20 protein-coding genes are annotated in these 17,004 nt (G+C 70.8%); 8 read left to right on the top strand and 12 right to left on the bottom strand.

The window, feature by feature from the left end:
• Window positions 1–188 precede the first annotated feature (188 nt).
• Window positions 189–1,163 (top strand): aldo/keto reductase, encoded by a 975-nt coding sequence (locus tag ABZ215_RS31615; protein WP_354953808.1) that lies wholly within the window; start codon window positions 189–191, stop codon window positions 1,161–1,163.
• Between the two features lie 36 nt (window positions 1,164–1,199).
• Here ABZ215_RS31615 and ABZ215_RS31610 read toward each other — a convergent pair whose 3' ends face one another.
• Window positions 1,200–2,564 (bottom strand): wax ester/triacylglycerol synthase family O-acyltransferase, encoded by a 1,365-nt coding sequence (locus tag ABZ215_RS31610; RefSeq protein ID WP_020421570.1) that lies wholly within the window; start codon window positions 2,562–2,564, stop codon window positions 1,200–1,202.
• A gap of 93 nt (window positions 2,565–2,657) precedes the next feature.
• Between ABZ215_RS31610 and ABZ215_RS31605 the strand changes: the two genes are divergently transcribed.
• Entirely contained in the window at window positions 2,658–3,659 is a 1,002-nt protein-coding gene (locus ABZ215_RS31605) for a glutathione S-transferase C-terminal domain-containing protein (protein WP_354953806.1), read from the top strand.
• A gap of 22 nt (window positions 3,660–3,681) precedes the next feature.
• A complete protein-coding gene (locus tag ABZ215_RS31600) occupies window positions 3,682–5,325 on the top strand; it encodes a thiamine pyrophosphate-binding protein (protein ID WP_020421568.1) in 1,644 nt (547 codons plus the stop codon).
• Window position 5,326: 1 nt separating this feature from the next.
• On the opposite strand, the gene ABZ215_RS31595 is transcribed toward ABZ215_RS31600, so the two are convergent.
• The 4 genes from ABZ215_RS31595 to ABZ215_RS31580 all read right to left on the bottom strand — a co-directional run bounded on the left by ABZ215_RS31595 (window position 5,327) and on the right by ABZ215_RS31580 (window position 9,129).
• The gene (locus ABZ215_RS31595; protein ID WP_354953804.1) at window positions 5,327–6,178 is read right to left on the bottom strand and encodes a sigma-70 family RNA polymerase sigma factor; all 852 of its coding nucleotides are present in this window, start codon (window positions 6,176–6,178) and stop codon (window positions 5,327–5,329) included.
• Window positions 6,178–6,309 (bottom strand): hypothetical protein, encoded by a 132-nt coding sequence (locus tag ABZ215_RS31590; protein ID WP_354953802.1) that lies wholly within the window; start codon window positions 6,307–6,309, stop codon window positions 6,178–6,180. The genes ABZ215_RS31595 and ABZ215_RS31590 overlap by 1 nt, the downstream gene beginning before the upstream one ends.
• A gap of 841 nt (window positions 6,310–7,150) precedes the next feature.
• Complete coding sequence (locus ABZ215_RS31585; RefSeq protein ID WP_354953800.1) at window positions 7,151–8,122, bottom strand: zinc-binding dehydrogenase; 972 nt, start codon at window positions 8,120–8,122, stop codon at window positions 7,151–7,153.
• 389 nt (window positions 8,123–8,511) lie between these two features.
• Window positions 8,512–9,129 (bottom strand): flavodoxin family protein, encoded by a 618-nt coding sequence (locus ABZ215_RS31580; RefSeq protein ID WP_020421564.1) that lies wholly within the window; start codon window positions 9,127–9,129, stop codon window positions 8,512–8,514.
• 104 nt (window positions 9,130–9,233) lie between these two features.
• Here ABZ215_RS31580 and ABZ215_RS31575 point away from each other — a divergent pair, with 104 nt between their 5' ends.
• Window positions 9,234–9,425: a DUF2795 domain-containing protein gene (locus ABZ215_RS31575; protein ID WP_020421563.1), complete on the top strand. Its 192-nt coding sequence runs from the start codon at window positions 9,234–9,236 to the stop codon at window positions 9,423–9,425.
• Window positions 9,426–9,474: 49 nt separating this feature from the next.
• On the opposite strand, the gene ABZ215_RS31570 is transcribed toward ABZ215_RS31575, so the two are convergent.
• The 3 genes from ABZ215_RS31570 to ABZ215_RS31560 are packed head-to-tail and all read right to left on the bottom strand — an operon-like array spanning window position 9,475 to window position 12,074.
• The gene (locus tag ABZ215_RS31570) at window positions 9,475–10,305 is read right to left on the bottom strand and encodes an alpha/beta hydrolase (RefSeq protein WP_237339908.1); all 831 of its coding nucleotides are present in this window, start codon (window positions 10,303–10,305) and stop codon (window positions 9,475–9,477) included.
• Between the two features lie 31 nt (window positions 10,306–10,336).
• Entirely contained in the window at window positions 10,337–11,566 is a 1,230-nt protein-coding gene (gene styA / locus ABZ215_RS31565; RefSeq protein ID WP_354953798.1) for a styrene monooxygenase subunit StyA, read from the bottom strand.
• Between the two features lie 16 nt (window positions 11,567–11,582).
• Window positions 11,583–12,074 (bottom strand): flavin reductase family protein, encoded by a 492-nt coding sequence (locus tag ABZ215_RS31560; protein WP_237339910.1) that lies wholly within the window; start codon window positions 12,072–12,074, stop codon window positions 11,583–11,585.
• An 82-nt stretch (window positions 12,075–12,156) separates the two neighbouring features.
• Between ABZ215_RS31560 and ABZ215_RS31555 the strand changes: the two genes are divergently transcribed.
• Together ABZ215_RS31555 and ABZ215_RS31550 are read left to right on the top strand one after the other, a co-directional pair.
• A complete protein-coding gene (locus tag ABZ215_RS31555) occupies window positions 12,157–12,876 on the top strand; it encodes a helix-turn-helix domain-containing protein (RefSeq protein ID WP_354953796.1) in 720 nt (239 codons plus the stop codon).
• Window positions 12,877–12,913: 37 nt separating this feature from the next.
• A complete protein-coding gene (locus ABZ215_RS31550; protein ID WP_354953794.1) occupies window positions 12,914–13,219 on the top strand; it encodes a hypothetical protein in 306 nt (101 codons plus the stop codon).
• On the opposite strand, the gene ABZ215_RS31545 is transcribed toward ABZ215_RS31550, so the two are convergent.
• From ABZ215_RS31545 to ABZ215_RS31535, 3 genes are all read right to left on the bottom strand, one after another.
• Window positions 13,216–14,046 carry a PaaX family transcriptional regulator C-terminal domain-containing protein gene (locus tag ABZ215_RS31545; protein ID WP_255346897.1) on the bottom strand — a complete coding sequence of 277 codons (831 nt, stop codon included), beginning with the start codon at window positions 14,044–14,046 and terminating at the stop codon, window positions 13,216–13,218. The genes ABZ215_RS31550 and ABZ215_RS31545 overlap by 4 nt on opposite strands.
• 115 nt (window positions 14,047–14,161) lie before the next feature.
• Window positions 14,162–14,389 (bottom strand): hypothetical protein, encoded by a 228-nt coding sequence (locus ABZ215_RS31540; protein WP_020421556.1) that lies wholly within the window; start codon window positions 14,387–14,389, stop codon window positions 14,162–14,164.
• Window positions 14,390–14,507: 118 nt separating this feature from the next.
• Window positions 14,508–14,933 carry a helix-turn-helix domain-containing protein gene (locus tag ABZ215_RS31535; protein ID WP_354953792.1) on the bottom strand — a complete coding sequence of 142 codons (426 nt, stop codon included), beginning with the start codon at window positions 14,931–14,933 and terminating at the stop codon, window positions 14,508–14,510.
• 46 nt (window positions 14,934–14,979) lie between these two features.
• Here ABZ215_RS31535 and def point away from each other — a divergent pair, with 46 nt between their 5' ends.
• The gene (def, locus tag ABZ215_RS31530) at window positions 14,980–15,627 is read left to right on the top strand and encodes a peptide deformylase (RefSeq protein ID WP_354953790.1); all 648 of its coding nucleotides are present in this window, start codon (window positions 14,980–14,982) and stop codon (window positions 15,625–15,627) included.
• Here the strand turns inward: def and pepE are convergent.
• Window positions 15,596–16,306, bottom strand: a complete 711-nt coding sequence (gene pepE / locus ABZ215_RS31525; RefSeq protein ID WP_354953788.1) for a dipeptidase PepE — start codon at window positions 16,304–16,306, stop codon at window positions 15,596–15,598. The genes def and pepE overlap by 32 nt on opposite strands.
• Window positions 16,307–16,400: 94 nt before the next feature.
• Between pepE and ABZ215_RS31520 the strand changes: the two genes are divergently transcribed.
• On the top strand, window positions 16,401–16,832 hold the full coding sequence (locus tag ABZ215_RS31520; RefSeq protein ID WP_354953786.1) for a TIGR03667 family PPOX class F420-dependent oxidoreductase: 432 nt from the start codon (window positions 16,401–16,403) through the stop codon (window positions 16,830–16,832).
• Window positions 16,833–17,004: the final 172 nt, after the last annotated feature.

Here is a 17,004-nt window from a genome sequence, read left to right as displayed (position 1 = left end):
TGATGAATGGCCCGTTCATCGCGGCGCGAGGTGCCCTGTCGTCGCGTCGCGAGTGGCACCCGCACGAGCGGTCCACTCGCCGAACCATGAACGACCCGTTCACCCACCACCAAAATCCACAAAGGACCCAAAACCACCCAGACCAGCTCCACGATGCGCCCCACCGCGCCATGTGCTGTCCTTGAACCATGCGGAGAACCACTTTGGGCAAGAGCGGACTCGACGTCTCCCGGATCGCGTTCGGGACCTGGCAGCTCGGCGGCGACTGGGGCTCCTTCGACGAGGACGCGGCCGTCCAGGCCATCCAGCACGCACGTGAGCTCGGCGTGAACTTCTTCGACACCGCCCAGGCGTACGGCTTCGGCAAATCGGAAGCCCTCCTCGGCCGCGCCCTGCGGGACGAGCTGAAACGCGACCGCGACAGCCTCGTGATCGCCACCAAGGGCGGCATCAACCCGGGCAGTGACCGGCCCCGAGACGCCCGCCGCGACTGGTTGCGCAAGGGCGTCGACGAGAGCCTGCGCCACCTCGGCCTCGACCACATCGACCTGTACCAGGTCCACTGGCCCGACCCGGACACCCCGGCCGAGGAAACCGCCCAGGCACTCCAGGAACTCGTCGACGCGGGCAAGATCCGCCACGTCGGCGTGTCCAACTACGACACCGCGCAACTGGCCGCGTTCGACCGCACCCGCCCGGTCGAGACCCTGCAGCCGCCCTACCACCTGTTCCGCCGCGCGATCGAGGACGACCCGCTCCCGTACTGCCGCGAGCACAACATCGGCGTCCTCGTCTACAGCCCGCTCGGCAGCGGCCTCCTCACCGGCGCCCTCAACCCGCGCACGACCTTCGAGCCTGGCGACTGGCGCGCGAACTCCAGCGCTTTCCAGGGTGCGAACTTCCAGAAGAACCTGGAGGTCGTCGAGCAGCTGAAGAACCTCGCGGCCGAGAAGGGCGCCACCGTCAGCCAGCTCGCCATCGCCTGGACCCTGCACCAGCCGGGCGTCCACGTGGCGATCGTCGGCGCGCGGCGGGCCCGCAACGTCGAGGACAGCGTCGCCGCGGCGGATCTCGACCTCACCGGCGACGACCTGGCCCGCATCGAGGAGATCACCTCGCGTGGCGTCCAGGTCGAGGGCGCCAGCCCGGAGGGCGTGGCCTGACCACCGGCGGGGGCCGCGCGCCGGCCCCCGCCCGCGTCAGCGCGCGGCGAACTCCAGTTCCTCCAGCGCGGTGTCCAGGTGCGTCAGGATCCGCTGCAGGTGCGGCACCGACCGACGGCACCCGGTGATCCCGAAGTCCAGGTTGTCCCCGTTGTTGGTCAGCGTGATGTTGAGCGCCTGCCCGTCGAGCAGCACCGACGCCGGGTAGATGCCGTCCAGCTTCGCGCCGTTCCAGTACATCTGCTTGCGCGGCCCGGGCACGTTCGAGATCACCAGGTTGAACGGCGGACGCGTGTTGTTCACGAACCCGGGCACCGGCGAGATGCCCAGCTGCGCCACGTTGATGCCGGACAGCAGCAGCGCCTGCAACGGCGTCAGCTCCTTGAAGATCCGCTTCGCCTCGCGCATCGACTGGTGGATCGTCATAAGCCGGGACGCCGGATCCGGCTTGTCGGTGCCGAGGTTGCACAGCACCGCGCCGATCTGGTTGCCCGCGGCCTCACCGGTGTCGGTCGGCTTGCGCATCGACACCGGCACCATCGCGACCAGCGGCGCGTCCGGCAGCGCGCGCTGCTCGATGAGGTAGTCCCGCAACGCGCCCGAGCACATCGCGAGCACCACGTCGTTGCGGGAGGTCCCGGTGGCGGTCGCGATCGCGCGCACCCGCCCGAGCGGCCAGGACTGCGCGGCGAACCGGCGCGCACCGCCGATCGGCACGTTGAAGATCGTCTTCGGGGCCTGCATCGGCAGCAGCAGCGTGTGCTCGCGGAAGGCTTCCCGCGCCACCTTCGCCGCCGCCGGCGCCATACCGGCGATCTGCTTCAGCGAACTCGTGCCCATCCGCAGCAGTGACCGTGCGTTACGCGGCGGCTTGCCGCGCGGCACCTGACGCGAGCCCCACGGCGGCGGGCAGCTGCGGTCGTCCGGGTCGTCGGACAGCGTGCCCTGCAGGTGCCGCAACGCCGAAACACCGTCCATCAGCGCGTGGTGCACCTTGCTGTACATGGCGAACCGGCCGTCCTGCAGGCCTTCGACCAGGTGGATCTCCCAGAGCGGGCGGTGCCGGTCGAGCAGCGTGCTGTGCCAGCGCGACGTCAGCTCCAGCAGTTCGCGCACCCGGCCCGGGTACGGGAGCGCGGAATGCCGGAAGTGGTAGTCGAGGTCGAGGTCGTCGTCGCTCGCCCAGGCGGCGTAACCGAGCGTGTTCACGGGGCGGGCGACGCGCTGCCGGAACAGCTGCCGCACGTCGGTGTTCTTGACCAGGTCCTCACGCAGGCTGCGCAGCCAGGTGTGGTCGGCGCCCTCGGGAGTCTGGAACAGCTGCAGGCCGCCGACGTGCATCGGGTGCTCGCGGCTTTCCACCAGCAGGAACATCGAGTCGGTGAAGGGCATCAACGGCATCGGTGACCACCTTCCGTCCAGGGCGCTGGTGTGCCCAGGGTCATTGAGTCTACGCGTACTGCTACGGCCCGGAACACAATCTACGCTGAGGGAATGACCATCCCGACGGACCCGGAAACCGGCGAGTTCAAGCGGGCGCCGAACCGCTTCACGGCGCGGATCACGGCCGACGGCGCGGACGGCTGGCCCGCCGAGGCGGGCCGGTACCGGCTCGTCGTCAGCCGCGCGTGCCCGTGGGCCAGCCGCGCGCTGATCGTGCGCAGGCTGATGGGGCTGGAGGAAGCGCTGTCAGTCGCGATCGCCGACCCGATCCAGGACGAGCGGAGCTGGCGGTTCACCCTCGACCCCGGCGGCCGGGATCCCGTGCTGGGCATCGAGTTCCTCGGCGAGGCCTACCGTGCCGCCGACCCGGACTACGACGGCGGCATCAGCGTGCCCGCGATCGTCGACATCTCCAGCGGCAAGCTGGTCACCAACGACTACCCGCAGATCACCCTCGACCTGGACACGCAGTGGGGCGCCCACTACCGCGACGGCGCGCCGGACCTGTACCCCGAGGCGTTGCGCGACGAGATCGACGAGATCAACCGGGCGGTGCACCGCGACGTCAACGCCGGCGTGTACGAAGCGGGGTTCGCGACGAAGCAGTCCGCCTACGACGACGCGTACCGGCGGCTGTTCGCGCGGCTCGACGAGCTGTCCGAGCGCTTGGCGGGCCAGCGGTACCTGGTCGGGGACACGATCACCGAGGCCGACATCCGGCTGTTCACCACGCTCGTCCGCTTCGACGCGGTCTACCACGGCCACTTCAAGTGCAACCGGAACAAGCTGACCGAGATGCCGGTGCTGTGGGCGTACGCGCGGGATCTGTTCCAGACGCCCGGTTTCGGCGACACCGTGGACTTCGACCACATCAAGCGGCACTACTACCAGGTGCACGAGCAGGTCAACCCGACGCGGATCGTGCCGAATGGTCCGGACCTTTCCGGGTGGGCGCAGCCGCACGGGCGCGCCGACCTGGGCGGACGGCCCTTCGGCGACGGCACCCCGCCCGGGCCGCCGCCCCCGGACGAGGTCGCGCCCCCGCAGTGGTGACGGGGTGCCATACTCTGACGGCGTGACGAAGACCGGCGCCCAGCACCTCGTGGACGCGCTGCTCGAGCTCGGGGCCGAGGTCGCGTTCGGCCTCCCGGGCGTGCACAACCTGCCGATCTGGGAAGCGCTCGCGGACAGCCCGCTCCGGCTGATCGGCGTCCGGCACGAACAGACCGCCGGGTACGCCGCGGACGGGTACGCGCGGGCGACCGGCAAACTCGGCGTCGCGATCGTGACGACCGGACCGGGCGCGGCGAACACGATCGCCGCGGTCGGGGAGGCGATGGCGTCCGGCTCGCCGGTGCTGGTGATCGCCACCGACATCCCGGCGGGACTGCGGCGGCCGGGCATGGTGCGCGGTGTCCTGCACGAGACCAGCGACCAGGCCGCGTTGTTCGCGCCGGTGACGAAGGCGGCGTTCACCGTCGAGACGCCCGAGGACCTGGCGCCCACGGTCCTGCGCGCCGCCCGGCTGGCGTTGCGGCCGCAGAGCGGTCCGGTGTACGTCGGTGTTCCCACGGATTTCCTGCGGCACAACGGTTTCCGCGGCCCGGATCCGGAGCCGACCGAGGCGTTCCCGGCGCTGGCCGTGTCGGATCTCGACGCGGCGCGGCGCATGCTGGCGATGGCGTCGCGGCCGCTGATCTGGGCGGGCGGCGGCGCGGCCAGGGCCGGTGCGGGAGAGGTGATCGGGCAGCTGGCGGAGAAGCTGGCCGCACCGGTGATCACGACGTTCGCCGCGCGTGGTCTGCTGCCGCCCGCGCACCCGTGTGCCGCGCCGAACCCCGTGCACGCGCCGGAGGTGGGCGCGCTGTGGGACGAGGCCGACGTGGTGCTCGGCATCGGCACCGACTTCGACGGCTTGATGACGCAGAACTGGCTCATGCCCAAGCCGCCGAAGCTCATCGTGATCAACGTCGATCCCAAGGACGCGGCCAAGAACTACCCGCCCGACATCACCCTGGCCGGCGACGCGCGGGACGTGGTGCCCGAGCTGCTGCAGGGGTTGCCGGCGCGGCCCGGGCTCGCCGAGCTGACCGAGCGGCTGCAGCGGATCTCCGAGCAGGTGCGCCGCCGCATCCGCAGCGAGGAGCCGCAGGCCGCGGATTTCCTGCGCACCCTGGAAGAGACGCTGCCCGAGCGCGCGATGCTGGTGGCGGACATGTGCATCGCCGGTTACTGGGCGGGCGGCTTCCACCGCGTGCGCGCGCCGCACCGGTTCGCGTACCCGATGGGCTGGGGCACGCTCGGGTTCGGGTTCCCGGCCGCGCTGGGCGCGGCGGCCACCGGCGCGGGCCGGGTGGTGTGCGTCAGCGGCGACGGCGGTTTCCTGTACGGGTGCGGCGATCTGGCGACACTGGCGCAGGAGTCGCTGCCGGTGACGGTGATCATCGTCGACGACGGCGGGTACGGCATGCTCCGGTTCGACCAGGACCGGGAGGGCTTGCCGCACCGCGGGGTCAACCTGCACACGCCGGATTTCGTCGGACTGGCGCGGTCTTTCGGCGTGGACGCCGGGCGGGTGGAGGGTTTCGGCCGTGCTTTCCGGCGGCTGCTCGGCGAGTTCGTGCGCAGCGACGAGCCGAACGTCCTGGTGGTGCGTGCGTCGTTGAAGCCTCCCGTGAACACTTCGCCCCGGTGGTACCGGGCCATGCGGTCGCGTTGAGTCAAGCCGGATCCGGCAGGTTCGCCGCCGCGAGCTTGACCGGGTCGGTCACGACCGCGATGTCCACGATCCGCCCGTCGGCGACGGTGAACGCGATGATCGAGAGCGGTGCGCCGTCTTCGCTCCAGGCGACGAAGCCGGGGCGGCCGTTGACGAGCACCGCGCGGCCGCGCGCGGCCGCGGACAACCGCGCGCCGGCGGCGACCTTGGTGGCGCCGAGGACGACGACCGTGCCGTCGGGGGTTTCGGCGGTGAGCTTCACGTCGGGATCGAGCACGCGCAGCAACCCCTCGAAGTCGCCGCGATGGGCAGCCGCCTGGAACACCTCTCGTTGCTCCCGGCCCGAGGCCGTTGGCTGAGCGCTTGCCGGCACCTTCCGGCGCGCGCGGCTGGCGAGCATCTTGGTGGCGGCGGTGGATTTCCCGACGATGCGGCCGATCTCGTCGAACGGCACCGCGAACAGGTCGTGCAGCACGAACGCCAACCGCTCACCCGGCCGGAGCGACTCGAGTACGACAAGGAGCGCGAGCCCGACCGAGCCGGCGAGCGCCACGTCGTCCTCGGGCATGGCATCGTCGGCCGTCACGACGAGCTCCGGCAGCTCGCTGTGGTGTGTTTCGGTTCGACGTGCGCGCAGGAGGTCCAGGCTGAGGCGGCCGACGACCGTGGTCAGCCAGCCCGCCAGGTTCGCGATGGTGCCGGCGTCCTGGCGGGACAGCCGCAACCAGGCTTCCTGGAGCACGTCCTCGGCGTCGGCGTGGGAGCCGAGCACGCGGTAGGCGATCGCGCGCAGCCGGTCGCGCTGGGCCTCGAAGGCCTCGGTCACCGGGTCGGGTCGGTTGTCGGTCATCATCAGCCGTTCCAGGGTCGCGGCTGCCGCAGCGAGATCCGGTTGCAGTCCGGATCCAACGCCTCGATCCGGACGCCGAACGGGTAGTCCTGCGGCTCGGGTTCGTCGAACGTCACGCCGCGGCGGCGGAGCACCTCGAAGTCCTTCCGCAGGTCGTCCGATTCGAGGACGAGCGGCCCCGGCGGGCCACCCGGGTTGTCCGGCGGCCGCGGGGTGCGACCACAGGATGATCTTGACCGCGCTGCCGGGCACGCCCACGGTGAGGAAGCGCCCGTCCGGGCCCGGGTAGTCGACGCCCCGCTCCAGGCCCAGTTTCTCCGTGTAGAACTCCAGCGCGCGATTCTGGTCGGTCACGTAGACCGTCGCGTACATGGGGTTCGTCAGCACCCTGTTCTCCACCTCGTCCTCGTCCGACGACCTCGGTTTCGGGTCGGCACTGGTATGACGGGTGGCGACGGGTAGAGGTAACAGGCGCGATGACCAGGCAGCACGCCGCCGGCCGCCGCTGCTGGGGAGGCGTGGGCGGGCGCGGGCAGTCGCGGGCGGGCCAGTGCTGTGGGTGGTGCGTCGAGTCGCCTGCGGTCGGTGCCTCCCGGTGGCAGCAACCGGCGGGCCAGTGCCGTGGGTGGTTCGGCGGCTGGCCGTCTGTCACCGGCTGCGTGCCGGTGGCAGCAGCCGCGCTGGATCTGGCGTGGGTGTGTCGGCCGCTGGGATCAGTCGTTCCGGACCATCACCTTTCCGGTCGCCCGGTTCGTCGATGATCTGCTCCAGCCGGAATACACCGGTCGAGGTTCGGCTGGCGTTGAAGAGGCACATGCGGGCCAGTGCCGTGCGCAGCCTGCCGTCGGTGCCTCCCGGTGGCAGCAACCGGCGGACCAGTGCCGTGGGTGGTTCGGCGGCTGGTCGTCTGTCACCGGCTGCGTGCCGGTGGCAGCAACCGCGCTGGATCTGGCGTGGGTTTGTCGGCCGCTGGGATCAGCCGTTCCGGACCACCACCTTTCCGGTGGCCTGGTTGGTCTCCATGTAGGTGTGGGCCTCGACGATCTGCTCCAGCCGGAACACCCGGTCGAGGTTCGGCTGGTACGCGCCGCTCGCCACGCCGTCGACGATCGCCTGCAGCGCGCCGCCGCCGGCTGTGCCCCGGATGTCGTTGCTCTGGAAGGCCGTCAGCTTCGTGCTGGACGGAATCACCGCCACCGGTTGGAAGTCCGGGATCGCCCACTTGCCGCTCAGCATGCCCGTCACGCACACCGTGCCGCCGCGCCTGACCAGCCGCAGCGACTCCGGCACCGTTGGCGCTCCGACCAGGTCCAGCACGAAGTCCGGACCGTCCGGGCACAATGCGCGGACGTCGGCGCCGATGTCCCCGCCGTCCACCACCACGTGCGACGCGCCCGCCTTCTCCAGCGCCGCCACCTTGTCCCGGTTCCGAGTCGTCACGATGGTCACCAGCCCCCGTTCCCGCGCCAGCGACAGCATCGCCATCCCCACCGACGACGTCCCGCCGCGGATCAGCAGGCTCTGCCCCGGCGACACCGGCCCGAACGCCTCCAGCGACCCCCATGCGGTCAGGTACGTCTCCGGCAGCGCGGCGAAGACCTCCCACGGCAGATCGGTCTCCACCGGGATCAGCAGATCGTCCGGCAGCAGCGCGTACTCCGCGTACCCGCCGTCAAACTCCCGGCCCATCTCGCCCATCACCGCGGCCACCTTGGTGCCCGGCGCGAGCCGTGCGGACTCCGCGACCACGCCGACGCACTCGATGCCCAGCACCCGGGGGAACCGCACGTTCGGCGAATGCCCCTGCCGGGTCATCAGCTCCGACCGGTTCAGCCCGAACCCCTCGACCCGCACCAGGGTCCAGCCGCCCCGCACCTCGGGCACCGGAACTTCCCGCACCCGCAACACTTCCGGCCCGCCCGGGCCGTCCACCACAACCGCTCGCATCTCCGCCCCCTTCCGGACACCGCGAACACTAGCGAGGGGGTACGACAATTCCGGGGGCGTCAGCGGCGGACTGTCACCCGGGTGGGTTCGCCGTGTGGAACGGGATGAGCAATGGGGTGAGTGGTTCACGGTGGTCACGCGGCCACGCGGCAGGGGCAGGTCGAGGCGACCGGGGCAGGGGCTGGGTGCGCGGGCGGTCGGCAGTGTCAGTCTTCGCCGGGGGGAGGTTTTTGCTGGGGTTGGGCGGTCGCGTGAGCGTGCGGTGTGGTGCGCGCGGTGTGACACGGCGGCGTGACCGGTCCACGGGCTTGGGCGTGCTCGCCCGGCCGGTCGGCGGTGCCAGTCTTAGCCGGGAGGTTTTTGCTGAAGTGGGCAGCCGCCCGGGAACCTCAGTCTTCGCCGCGCGAGACTTGTGCCGGGATCGGGCGGTCGCGCAGGGCGGCGGCCACCGCGTAGAGGTTCTTCGCCATCAGGCCCGCCACCTGATGCACGTACTGGTGCCCGTGGTCGGTGTCGCTGTAGCTCGGGCCCGGTCCGGGGCCCATGTTCCAGTACACCCAGGCCTGCCCGGGGATGGTGAAGCCGATGTCGCCGAGCGCGCCGTTGATCTCGCTGATCACGTGGTGCGCGCCGTCCTCGTTGCCGGTCACGACCACGCCCGCCACGCGGTTGTATGCAACCGGTGTACCGTCGTCGCCCGTCTCGGACAGCATCGCGTCCATGCGTTCGATCGCCCGCTGCGCGACCGACGAGGGGTGCCCGACCCACGTGGGTGACGCCATTATGAGGATCTCCGAGTTCAGGATCTCCTCGCGGATTCCGGGCCACTCGTCGCCGTCGCCCATGTCGCTGCTGACACCCGGTTTGATGTCGTGGTCGACCAGCCGGATGGTCCGCACGTCGGCGCCGAGTTCGCGCAGGCCTGCCGCCACGACCTCGGCCAGCGCGTCGGTGTTCGACGGCTCCGGCGAGGGCTTCAACGTGCAGTTCAGGATGGTCGCGCGCATGGTGACGGGCTTCCCGTCGGGTCGATCCCCGAAACAGGGCGAGTGACGGCCCGATCGGTGGGTAGCCCCCGGGGCGACCGAGAGACAACAGGAAGGAGCAGGACATGGCTGCCCCGAACCCGATCCAGATGCAGAAGTTCCTGTCCGGCGTCGACTACCCGTGCACGCGGGACAAGCTGGTCGACCACGCGCAGAGCCAGGGCGCGCCGGACGACGTGCTGGACCACCTCCGCAAGCTGCCGGACCGCGAGTACGACGGCCCGAACGCGGTGAGCGCCGAATTCTCGCGCTCCTGACCCGAGACCGACGCGCGGCGCCGTGAACAGGCACGGCGCCGCGGTGGCGTCAGAACGCGTTCAGGTGCTCCAGGATCATCGCCGTCAGCACCTCCGGAACCTCCTCCGGGATCCAGTGTGTGACGTCCTCCAGCATCTGGAACGTGTACGGCCCGGTCACCCAGTTCTCGGTGTCCAGCGCCGCCGTCGAGCCGAGGGCGACGTCCTCCGTGCTCCACACGTACAGCGTCGGCACCGACACCTTGTCGATGGTCGCCCGCGGGCGGTTGGCCCGGTACCAGTTGAGCGCCGCGGTCAGCGCGCCCGGCTCGGACAACCGCCGGATGTACTCGTCGACCCGGCTCTGGGGCACCTTCCACTCGAACATGCGCCGCAGTGCCTCGGCGTTGTTCGCGAGCATCTGCCGTTCCGTGGAACTGGACCGCCAGTCACGCATGTACTGCGACCGCATCTGCTGGTCCTCGTCCGTGCGCACGGCCTGGCCCAGCGCGCCGGGGTGCGGCGTCGACACCGCCGTCAGGGTCCGCAGCCGCTCCGGGTGCTCCGACGCCGTCCACCACGCGACGGCGCCGCCCCAGTCGTGCCCCACCAGGTCGAACCGCGACCACTCCAGTGCGTCGGCGATTGCCAGCACGTCCCCGACCAGCTCGTCCATGCCGTAGGAGGCCGCCTGCTCCGGCCGCACCCCCGGCGAGTAGCCGCGCTGGTCCGGCGCCACCGCGCGGAACCCCCGGTCGCCCAGCACCGCGACCTGGTACTCCCAGGAGATCGCCGCCTCCGGGAAGCCATGCAGCAGCAGCACGGGCCTGCCGCCGGCGGGCCCGGCCGCGATCGCGTCGAACGTGCCGGCCGCGGTCGGGATGCTCAGGTAATCCATCACGCCCGGAACCTTACGGCCTGCCACCGACAGTTCAGTCCGCCATCCCGTGCCCGGCCAGGAACTTCCGCACCCGTTCGGGCGACGCGAGGATGTCCCACTGGCGGTCCGGGTGGCTGAAGTTGTCGGTGAAGGTGTCCGCCACCGCCTGGTTCGCCGACATCGCGCCGAGCAGCTGCAGCAGGTGCGGGGCGGGCGGCACGCGGACCATCAGGTTGGTCCAGTCCGCCGTCGCGTGCACGACGTTCTCCCGCCGAAGCGCCACTTTCCGGCAGAACCGCTCGTCGAAGTTCTGGTCCTCCAGGATGGTCCGGCCCAGCTCCCACGCCGAGTACGACGCGCAGTTCGCGCCCTGGCCGACCACCGGGTCCACCACGGCGTGCGCGTCGCCGAGCGCGACGACGTACTTGCCGTTGGGCAGCCGCGTGTAGTCCTCCCGCACCGACGGCAGGACCCCGCCCTGCAGCAGGTCCTGCGGCCCGGTGAGCCGGAACTTCGCCGGATCGATCCGCTCGAACGTCCGCGGGTGGTGCTGCCGCGTCTTCTCCAGCACCAGCTTCTCGAAGGCGGCCGGGTCGTCGTCGTAGCGCGCCTCGGCCAGCACCTCGGTGTCACCGCCGGGGATGTTCTCGAACAGCAGCGCGGTGACGTGACCGGCGAAGGAGAAGATCGGGATCTCCAGCAGCTCGCCGTTGCCGGGCGAAATGCTCATCGTGACGCCACGCGGTTCGGAGTGCGCGATGCCCTCGTAAAGCCCGACGCACAGCTTGCGCTGCGGGCTGTCGTAGGGCGATTTGTCCGCCCGGCGCGGGAACATCGCGCTCAGGCTGCCCCGCCCGGAAGCCACGACGACCAGGTCGTGGCGGTCGGACAGCTCCGCCACGTCCGCCGGCCCGACCGGTCGCACCTGGAAGTCGCCGCCGCGGTCGGTGAAGTCCGTCAGGATCCGCGGCAGGTAGATGCGGTAGTCCAGCGCGCGGGACGGCGCGGTGAAGAAACCGGGGAACGACAACGGGTCCGGCAGTCCGATGTAGTGGTGGTGGCCGAAGTAGAAGTACTCCTCGGCGTCCCAGTGGTCGATGCCGAGCAACCGCTCGCGCGCGACCGTCGTGTGGTGGTGCGCGACGCTGTTCGGCAGGCGGCCGCCCGCCAGTTGCTCCGCGGTCCGGTCGCTGTAGATGGTGACCGGGACGTCGTGCTGCCGCAGTTGCAGGCCCAAGTGCAGGCCGGCGATCCCGGCGCCGACGATGCCGATTCCCGCCATTGAGAACTCTCCTCGTTCAGTGCAGTGCGCGATAGGAACCGGTGAAGAAGACCAGCGGTTCGGCGTCCGAATAGGACAGACGGGTCACGCGGCCGAGGAACAGCAGGTGGTCCCCGGCCGGGTGCACCTCGACGACGTCGCAGCCGATGTGGCTCAGCGCGCCGTCCAGGAAGGCGAACCCGTCGCGGTGGTGGAACTCCGGGCGCAGCCCGGGGACCGGCTGCCCGGCGAAGTGCCGCGAGTGGTCCTGCTGGTCGCCGGCGAGCACGCTGACCGCGTAGCGCCCGGTGCGGCGCAGCAGGCCGGCCATCCGCGACCGGCGCCCGAGCGACACCAGGACCAGCGGCGGCTCCAGCGAGACCGACAGGAAGCCGTTGGCGGTCATGCCGTGCACGTGCTCGCCGTCGACCGTGGTGACCACCGTGACGCCGCTGGTGAACCGCCCCATGGTGCGGCGGAAGTGCGCCGGGTCGACGGCCGGGTGGTCATCGAGCGACGTCTCGGGCACGACGAAGCCTCCCCAGGCAGCTCTGATATCGAGCGTTGATCGGTGTTCTGAGCTCGATATGCGAGCAGCCTAGCGTGTTAGAGTGACGCGGGCAACGAAGGGGAGCGGGGTGGAGACCAAGCCGGGCGTTCGCGCGCAGACGCTGGACCGGGCGCTCGACGTGCTGGACGTCCTCGCCGACGGGCAGCCCCGCACGAGCCACCAGATCGCCGATGCGGCCGGGTTGCACCGCTCGATCGTCTACCGCATCCTGCGCACGCTGGAGGACCGCCAGCTGGCGCGGCGCACCGCGGAAGGCCGCTACACGCTGGGGCTCGGGCTGCTCGTCCTGTCGCGGACCGTCCTCGGCGACGCCCAGGCCCGCCTGCACGAGGTGCTCGGCGAGCTGGCCGACACCGTGGGCGCGACGGCGTTCTTCGCGGTGCCACGAGGTGGTCAGGTCGTCGCCGTGGTGACGGCCGAACCGGACCGTCGCCGCGCCGCCGTCGCCTACCAGCCGTGGACGCGGGCGCCGCTGGACCGCGGGGCGTGCGGCCTGGCCATCCAGTCCACGGGTCCCGCACATCCGGACGAGCGTCCTGAGGTCGGCTGGGCGCGGCAGACCGGGTACGTCCGCACGGTCGGCGAGATCCACGCCGGGCTCACCGAGATCGCCGCGCCCGTCCGGCTCGCGCACGGCGCCACGGGCAGCGTCGCCGTGGTGTTCGTGCCGGGCGACGTGGACGAGGACCGGGCAGCCGAAGCGGTGCGGCGCACGGCGATCCGGCTGACGCAGCCGGAGTCCGAGGTCTGGGAGCTGTAGTTGACCTCCAGTCCGCTGGAGGTTCTACGGTCGGCTCGTGATCAAGGATTACCGCGACGAAGTGGTGGCCGCCCAGCCCATCGGGGCGTGGAGCGGCGAGGCGTACCGGTTGGTCGTCGGTGCGCTGCGGGAGGACCTCGTCGCCCGGGGTTGGATGACGGAGGCGGACGGCCTGACCCTCACCGAATCCGGCGAGGCCGGGCGCCTGCGGGCCCGCGACCGCAACGCGCGCGTCCACGAGCGGATGCACGAGGGAGAGGACCCCGCCGACTTCGTGACGACGATCAACGTCCTGCGGCGGATGGTCGCGAACCTCGGCGGCGACGGGAACCTGCCGGACTAGGCCGCTTCTTCCTCGCTCACCAGCGTGTCCCAGTGGCGCTGCGCGACCGGCCGCCATTCCACGTGCCTGCGGTGGAACAGTTCGGCCGCCTTGGCGCCACTCCAGCCGTCGGGCAGCAGGCGGCCCGGCAGGCGCGGGTCGAGGAACGGGAAGCGCCGCCACTCGTGCACCAGGCGGGTCTGCGCGTGCAGCACCGCCTCGCCCGACTCGGGCGCCAGCGCAGCGAACTCGTCGATGAAGTCCTCGTAGCGCTCCTCCAGCGCCGTCAGGTCCCACGCCCGCGCGACCATCGCGTCCTCGTCGCCGATCCGGCCGTACGACGCGACGAACGACATCGCCTCCGCGTCCAGACCCAGCTCACGCACGATGGAGTTCGCCTCGTCCTGGCGGCTCGGGTCGGGGCAGATCCACACGCCGGGCGTCGGCGACCCGAACCCGGCCCAGGTCAGCCGCGTGCGCAGGCTGTGCCGCAGGTCCCGCTTCGTCTCGGGCACCGACACCAGCAGCATCAGCCACGTGCCGTCCCACGGGGTGTCCGCGCGGCCGAAGCCGTAGATGCGCTCGGCGCCCTCGGTCAGCAGCCGCCGTCCCGGCGCGGTCAGCGACCAGCGCACGCGCCGGCCCTGCCGCTGCGACACCAGCCAGCCCTCGGCCGCGGTGCGGGCCAGGGCCTGGCGGGCCGACTTCTCCTCGACACCGAACATGCCGAGCACGTCGACGAGGGTGGAGGTCCACACCGGGCGGTCGCGGGGCAGCACGAACTCGCCGAGCACGGTCATCAGCACCGACCGCGCGCTCGTGTGGCTGACCTCGCGCCGCCTGCTCACGGTGGGGCGGGCCGTGGTGTCCGCGATCGCGCTCACCTCCCCGCACAAGCTGACCTCGACGCCATTGGCGTTGCTCAGGTTAGCCCACCCGGCACAGTTCGCCGTGCGCGGTAGGTCAATGGAGGAAATACGACAGGTCCTGCACCAAATCCCATTCGGCGCGGCGGGCCTCCGGTGGGCCCGTCCACGGTTCGTGAATGATCTGCTCGTCACGGGCGCATTGCCCGCAAAGCGGGTGGCCCTGCGCGTCGAAACACCATTCCTCGTCGGCGGGGGTCTGCTCGTGGGGAACGAGGCAGCCGAAGCAGCTGTCCGCGGGGCGAAAATCGATGTGCGTTGTCATGATCGCATCCCGTCGCTCGCAGTTGCACCATGGTAGGCACGGGCCGGAGCGGTCACGAAGCATCGTCATCCGAATGTAGCAAACGGTTGTCTCGGCTGCTGAAACTCCGTTGAACCTTTTATTGACGGGTGCGGTTCACAGGCGTCGGAAACGCGGAGAAATTGACTTCGACCGGCCGGGAATCGGGATCCCCGGATGCGCGTTCCGGAAAACGCTTGATCAATTCTCGCACGGATGCGGTGAGTTCCGCCAGCTCGTGCGGAGTCAGGTGCAGGACGGCCGAGAAGCTTTGATCGTCCGGGTCCGGGGATTGCGCGGAATCCCAGCGCAGCCGCCACGGCTTGATTCGCCCCCGGCCGCGCGGCGCCTCTTCGATCAGGCCTGCCCGCGCGAGCTGCCGCAGGTGGAACGAGCACAGGCCGGAGCTGTACCCGAGGCGGCGGGCGGCCTCGTTCGCGGTGACGGTGCCCAGCTCGGCGAGCAGGTCCAGAAGCGCGACGCGGACGGGGTGGTCGGGCAGCTTCGACTCGGGCCGGTTCTCCACTTTGCAAAGTGTGCTACTTTGCAAAGTGCTTTGCAAGGAGGGGCGCATGGCCGTCTACGTTCAGGGGCAGCCGGTCGGCGACTGCCCGCGGGTGCTGCCGGAAGCCCGACGCGGGACGCCGCGGCGGATCACCGAGATCGGCGAGGAGATCCTGGCGCGACCGTGCCGCGCGGCGGCGGAGTTCGGCACGCCGGAGCTGTCTGCCCTGATCGACGACATGTTCGCCACGCTGTACGTGGCCGAAGGCGCCGGCCTTGCGGCCAACCAGGTGGGCGTCGACCTGCGACTGTTCGTGTGGGACTGCTGGGACGAGTACGGCGACCGGCACATCGGTCACATCCTCAACCCGGTGCTCGACGAGGAGCCCGTCGACAGCAGGCGGCTGATCGAGGCGCCGGAGGGCTGCCTGTCCGTGCCCGGCCCGTACGCGAAGCTGCCGCGCGCCGACCACGCCGTCGTGCGCGGGGTCGACCAGGACGGGCAGCCGCTGGTCGTCGAGGGCCGGGGTTACTTCGCGCGGTGCCTGCAGCACGAGACCGACCACCTCGGCGGCGGCCTCTACGTGGACCGGTTGCCGTTTCGCAAGCGCAAGTCGGTGCTGCACGACATGGCCAAGTCGCGCGACGAGGTCCTGGCCCGCCGCGCCGAGCTGGCGGACGAGCTCAGGCGATCTCGCACGCCAGAAGGTCGCTGAGATCCGCGCCGGGCCGCAACTCGGCGGGCTCGGAACCGCGGCGGAACAGGCGGGCGCCGGCGTCGTCGCCGCCCAGCGTGAGGGACCGGTCTTCGCGGCGCAGCCAGGTGCCTTCGCGCATCCCCAGCACCGGCACGTCGTTCTCCTCGAGGAACTGCTCGATGCGCTCCTCGCGGGTCTCACCCATGTGCGTGGATCCCGGCTGCGGGTCGAGGTAGTGCGGGTTGATCTGGAACGGCACGAACCCGGCCGCGTCGAACGCCGGCGGCTGCACGATCGGCATGTCGTTGGTGGTGCGGATGGTGGGGCAGGCGACGTTCGTGCCCGCGCTCGATCCGATGTAGACGGTGCCGTGCGCGACGCGGTCGCGGATGGGGGCGAGCAGTTCGCGGCGGTAGAGTTCGCGCAGGAGCCGGAACGTGTTGCCGCCACCGGTGAACACGGCCTGCGCGGAGTTCAGCAACCTGATCGGATCGTCCTGGTGGGCGCCGGCGACCTCGATGCCGAACGGGGCCAACGCCTTGGCGACGATCGCCGTGTACCCGTCGTGGTCGGCCAGCGCGAACGGCACGAACACCAGGCGGCGCACGTCCTGGAGCACTTCGCCCAGCGCGTCGGTCGCGTGCTCCAGGTATCCGCGTCCGGGCGCGGTCGAGTTGGACAGCAGCAGCAGACGCATCGATGATCCTTTCCGGCGCTCGATCCCCGAATGCCTATCACGGGCGGTGCGTGGAGTTGCGCCGGAAGTGAGCCCGGCCACTACGCTGGCGGACATGGCAGGTGACGTGCTCCCCGACCCGTCCAGCCCGTTCGGGCAGCGGGTGCGCGAACGGCTCGAGCACGAGCGGGTCGTCTGGCTCACGACGACCGGCCCCGACGGCACCCCGCAGCCCAACCCGGTGTGGTTCGTGTGGGACGACGGCGGGTTCCTGGTCTACAACCTCGCGCACGCCAAACGGCTGTCCCACATCCGCGACCGGCCGCAGGTGACGCTCCACTTCAACAGCGACGAGCAGGGCGGGGACGTCGTGGTGTTCCGCGGCCTGGCCCACCCGGCCGACACGCTGCCCCCGGCCCACGAGAACGCCGCGTACGTGGCGAAATACCGGGAGGCGATGGAGTCGGTCAGCGGCAGCCTGGAGGAGTTCTCGAAGACGTATCCGCAGGTACTGCGCGTGCAGGTGAACGCGGTACGCGGATATTGAGGTCTGTGAACACAAGGTAGCTGGGTGGTCATCCCGTCGCCTGACACGTGACGATCACCTTGAGCCAGGGCCGCAACCTGCGCTGCCAACCGGCGGCCGAACATGCCAACCTTGCGGCCCTGGCTCAAGGTGATATGCACAAACCGGAAGGCGGCCGCTGACGGCGGATCCC

Origin of the sequence: Amycolatopsis sp. NPDC006131 (assembly GCF_040614175.1) — a bacterium.
Taxonomy (GTDB): Bacteria; Actinomycetota; Actinomycetes; order Mycobacteriales; family Pseudonocardiaceae; genus Amycolatopsis_E; species Amycolatopsis_E tucumanensis.
Note: the sequence above shows the minus strand (reverse complement) of the source record. Positions and strands in the feature narration are given on the sequence as shown.

Excerpts from the sequence above, each read along its gene's own strand:
- ABZ215_RS31615 (WP_354953808.1), top strand. The coding sequence starts at position 189 with ATGCGGAGAACCACTTTGGGCAAGAGCGGACTCGACGTCTCCCGGATC.
- ABZ215_RS31610 (WP_020421570.1), bottom strand. The coding sequence starts at position 2,564 with ATGCCGTTGATGCCCTTCACCGACTCGATGTTCCTGCTGGTGGAAAGC.
- ABZ215_RS31605 (WP_354953806.1), top strand. The coding sequence starts at position 2,658 with ATGACCATCCCGACGGACCCGGAAACCGGCGAGTTCAAGCGGGCGCCG.
- ABZ215_RS31595 (WP_354953804.1), bottom strand. The coding sequence starts at position 6,178 with ATGATGACCGACAACCGACCCGACCCGGTGACCGAGGCCTTCGAGGCC.
- ABZ215_RS31585 (WP_354953800.1), bottom strand. The coding sequence starts at position 8,122 with ATGCGAGCGGTTGTGGTGGACGGCCCGGGCGGGCCGGAAGTGTTGCGG.
- ABZ215_RS31580 (WP_020421564.1), bottom strand. The coding sequence starts at position 9,129 with ATGCGCGCGACCATCCTGAACTGCACGTTGAAGCCCTCGCCGGAGCCG.
- ABZ215_RS31575 (WP_020421563.1), top strand. The coding sequence starts at position 9,234 with ATGGCTGCCCCGAACCCGATCCAGATGCAGAAGTTCCTGTCCGGCGTC.
- styA (WP_354953798.1), bottom strand. The coding sequence starts at position 11,566 with ATGGCGGGAATCGGCATCGTCGGCGCCGGGATCGCCGGCCTGCACTTG.
- ABZ215_RS31540 (WP_020421556.1), bottom strand. The coding sequence starts at position 14,389 with ATGACAACGCACATCGATTTTCGCCCCGCGGACAGCTGCTTCGGCTGC.
- def (WP_354953790.1), top strand. The coding sequence starts at position 14,980 with ATGGCCGTCTACGTTCAGGGGCAGCCGGTCGGCGACTGCCCGCGGGTG.
- pepE (WP_354953788.1), bottom strand. The coding sequence starts at position 16,306 with ATGCGTCTGCTGCTGCTGTCCAACTCGACCGCGCCCGGACGCGGATAC.
- ABZ215_RS31520 (WP_354953786.1), top strand. The coding sequence starts at position 16,401 with ATGGCAGGTGACGTGCTCCCCGACCCGTCCAGCCCGTTCGGGCAGCGG.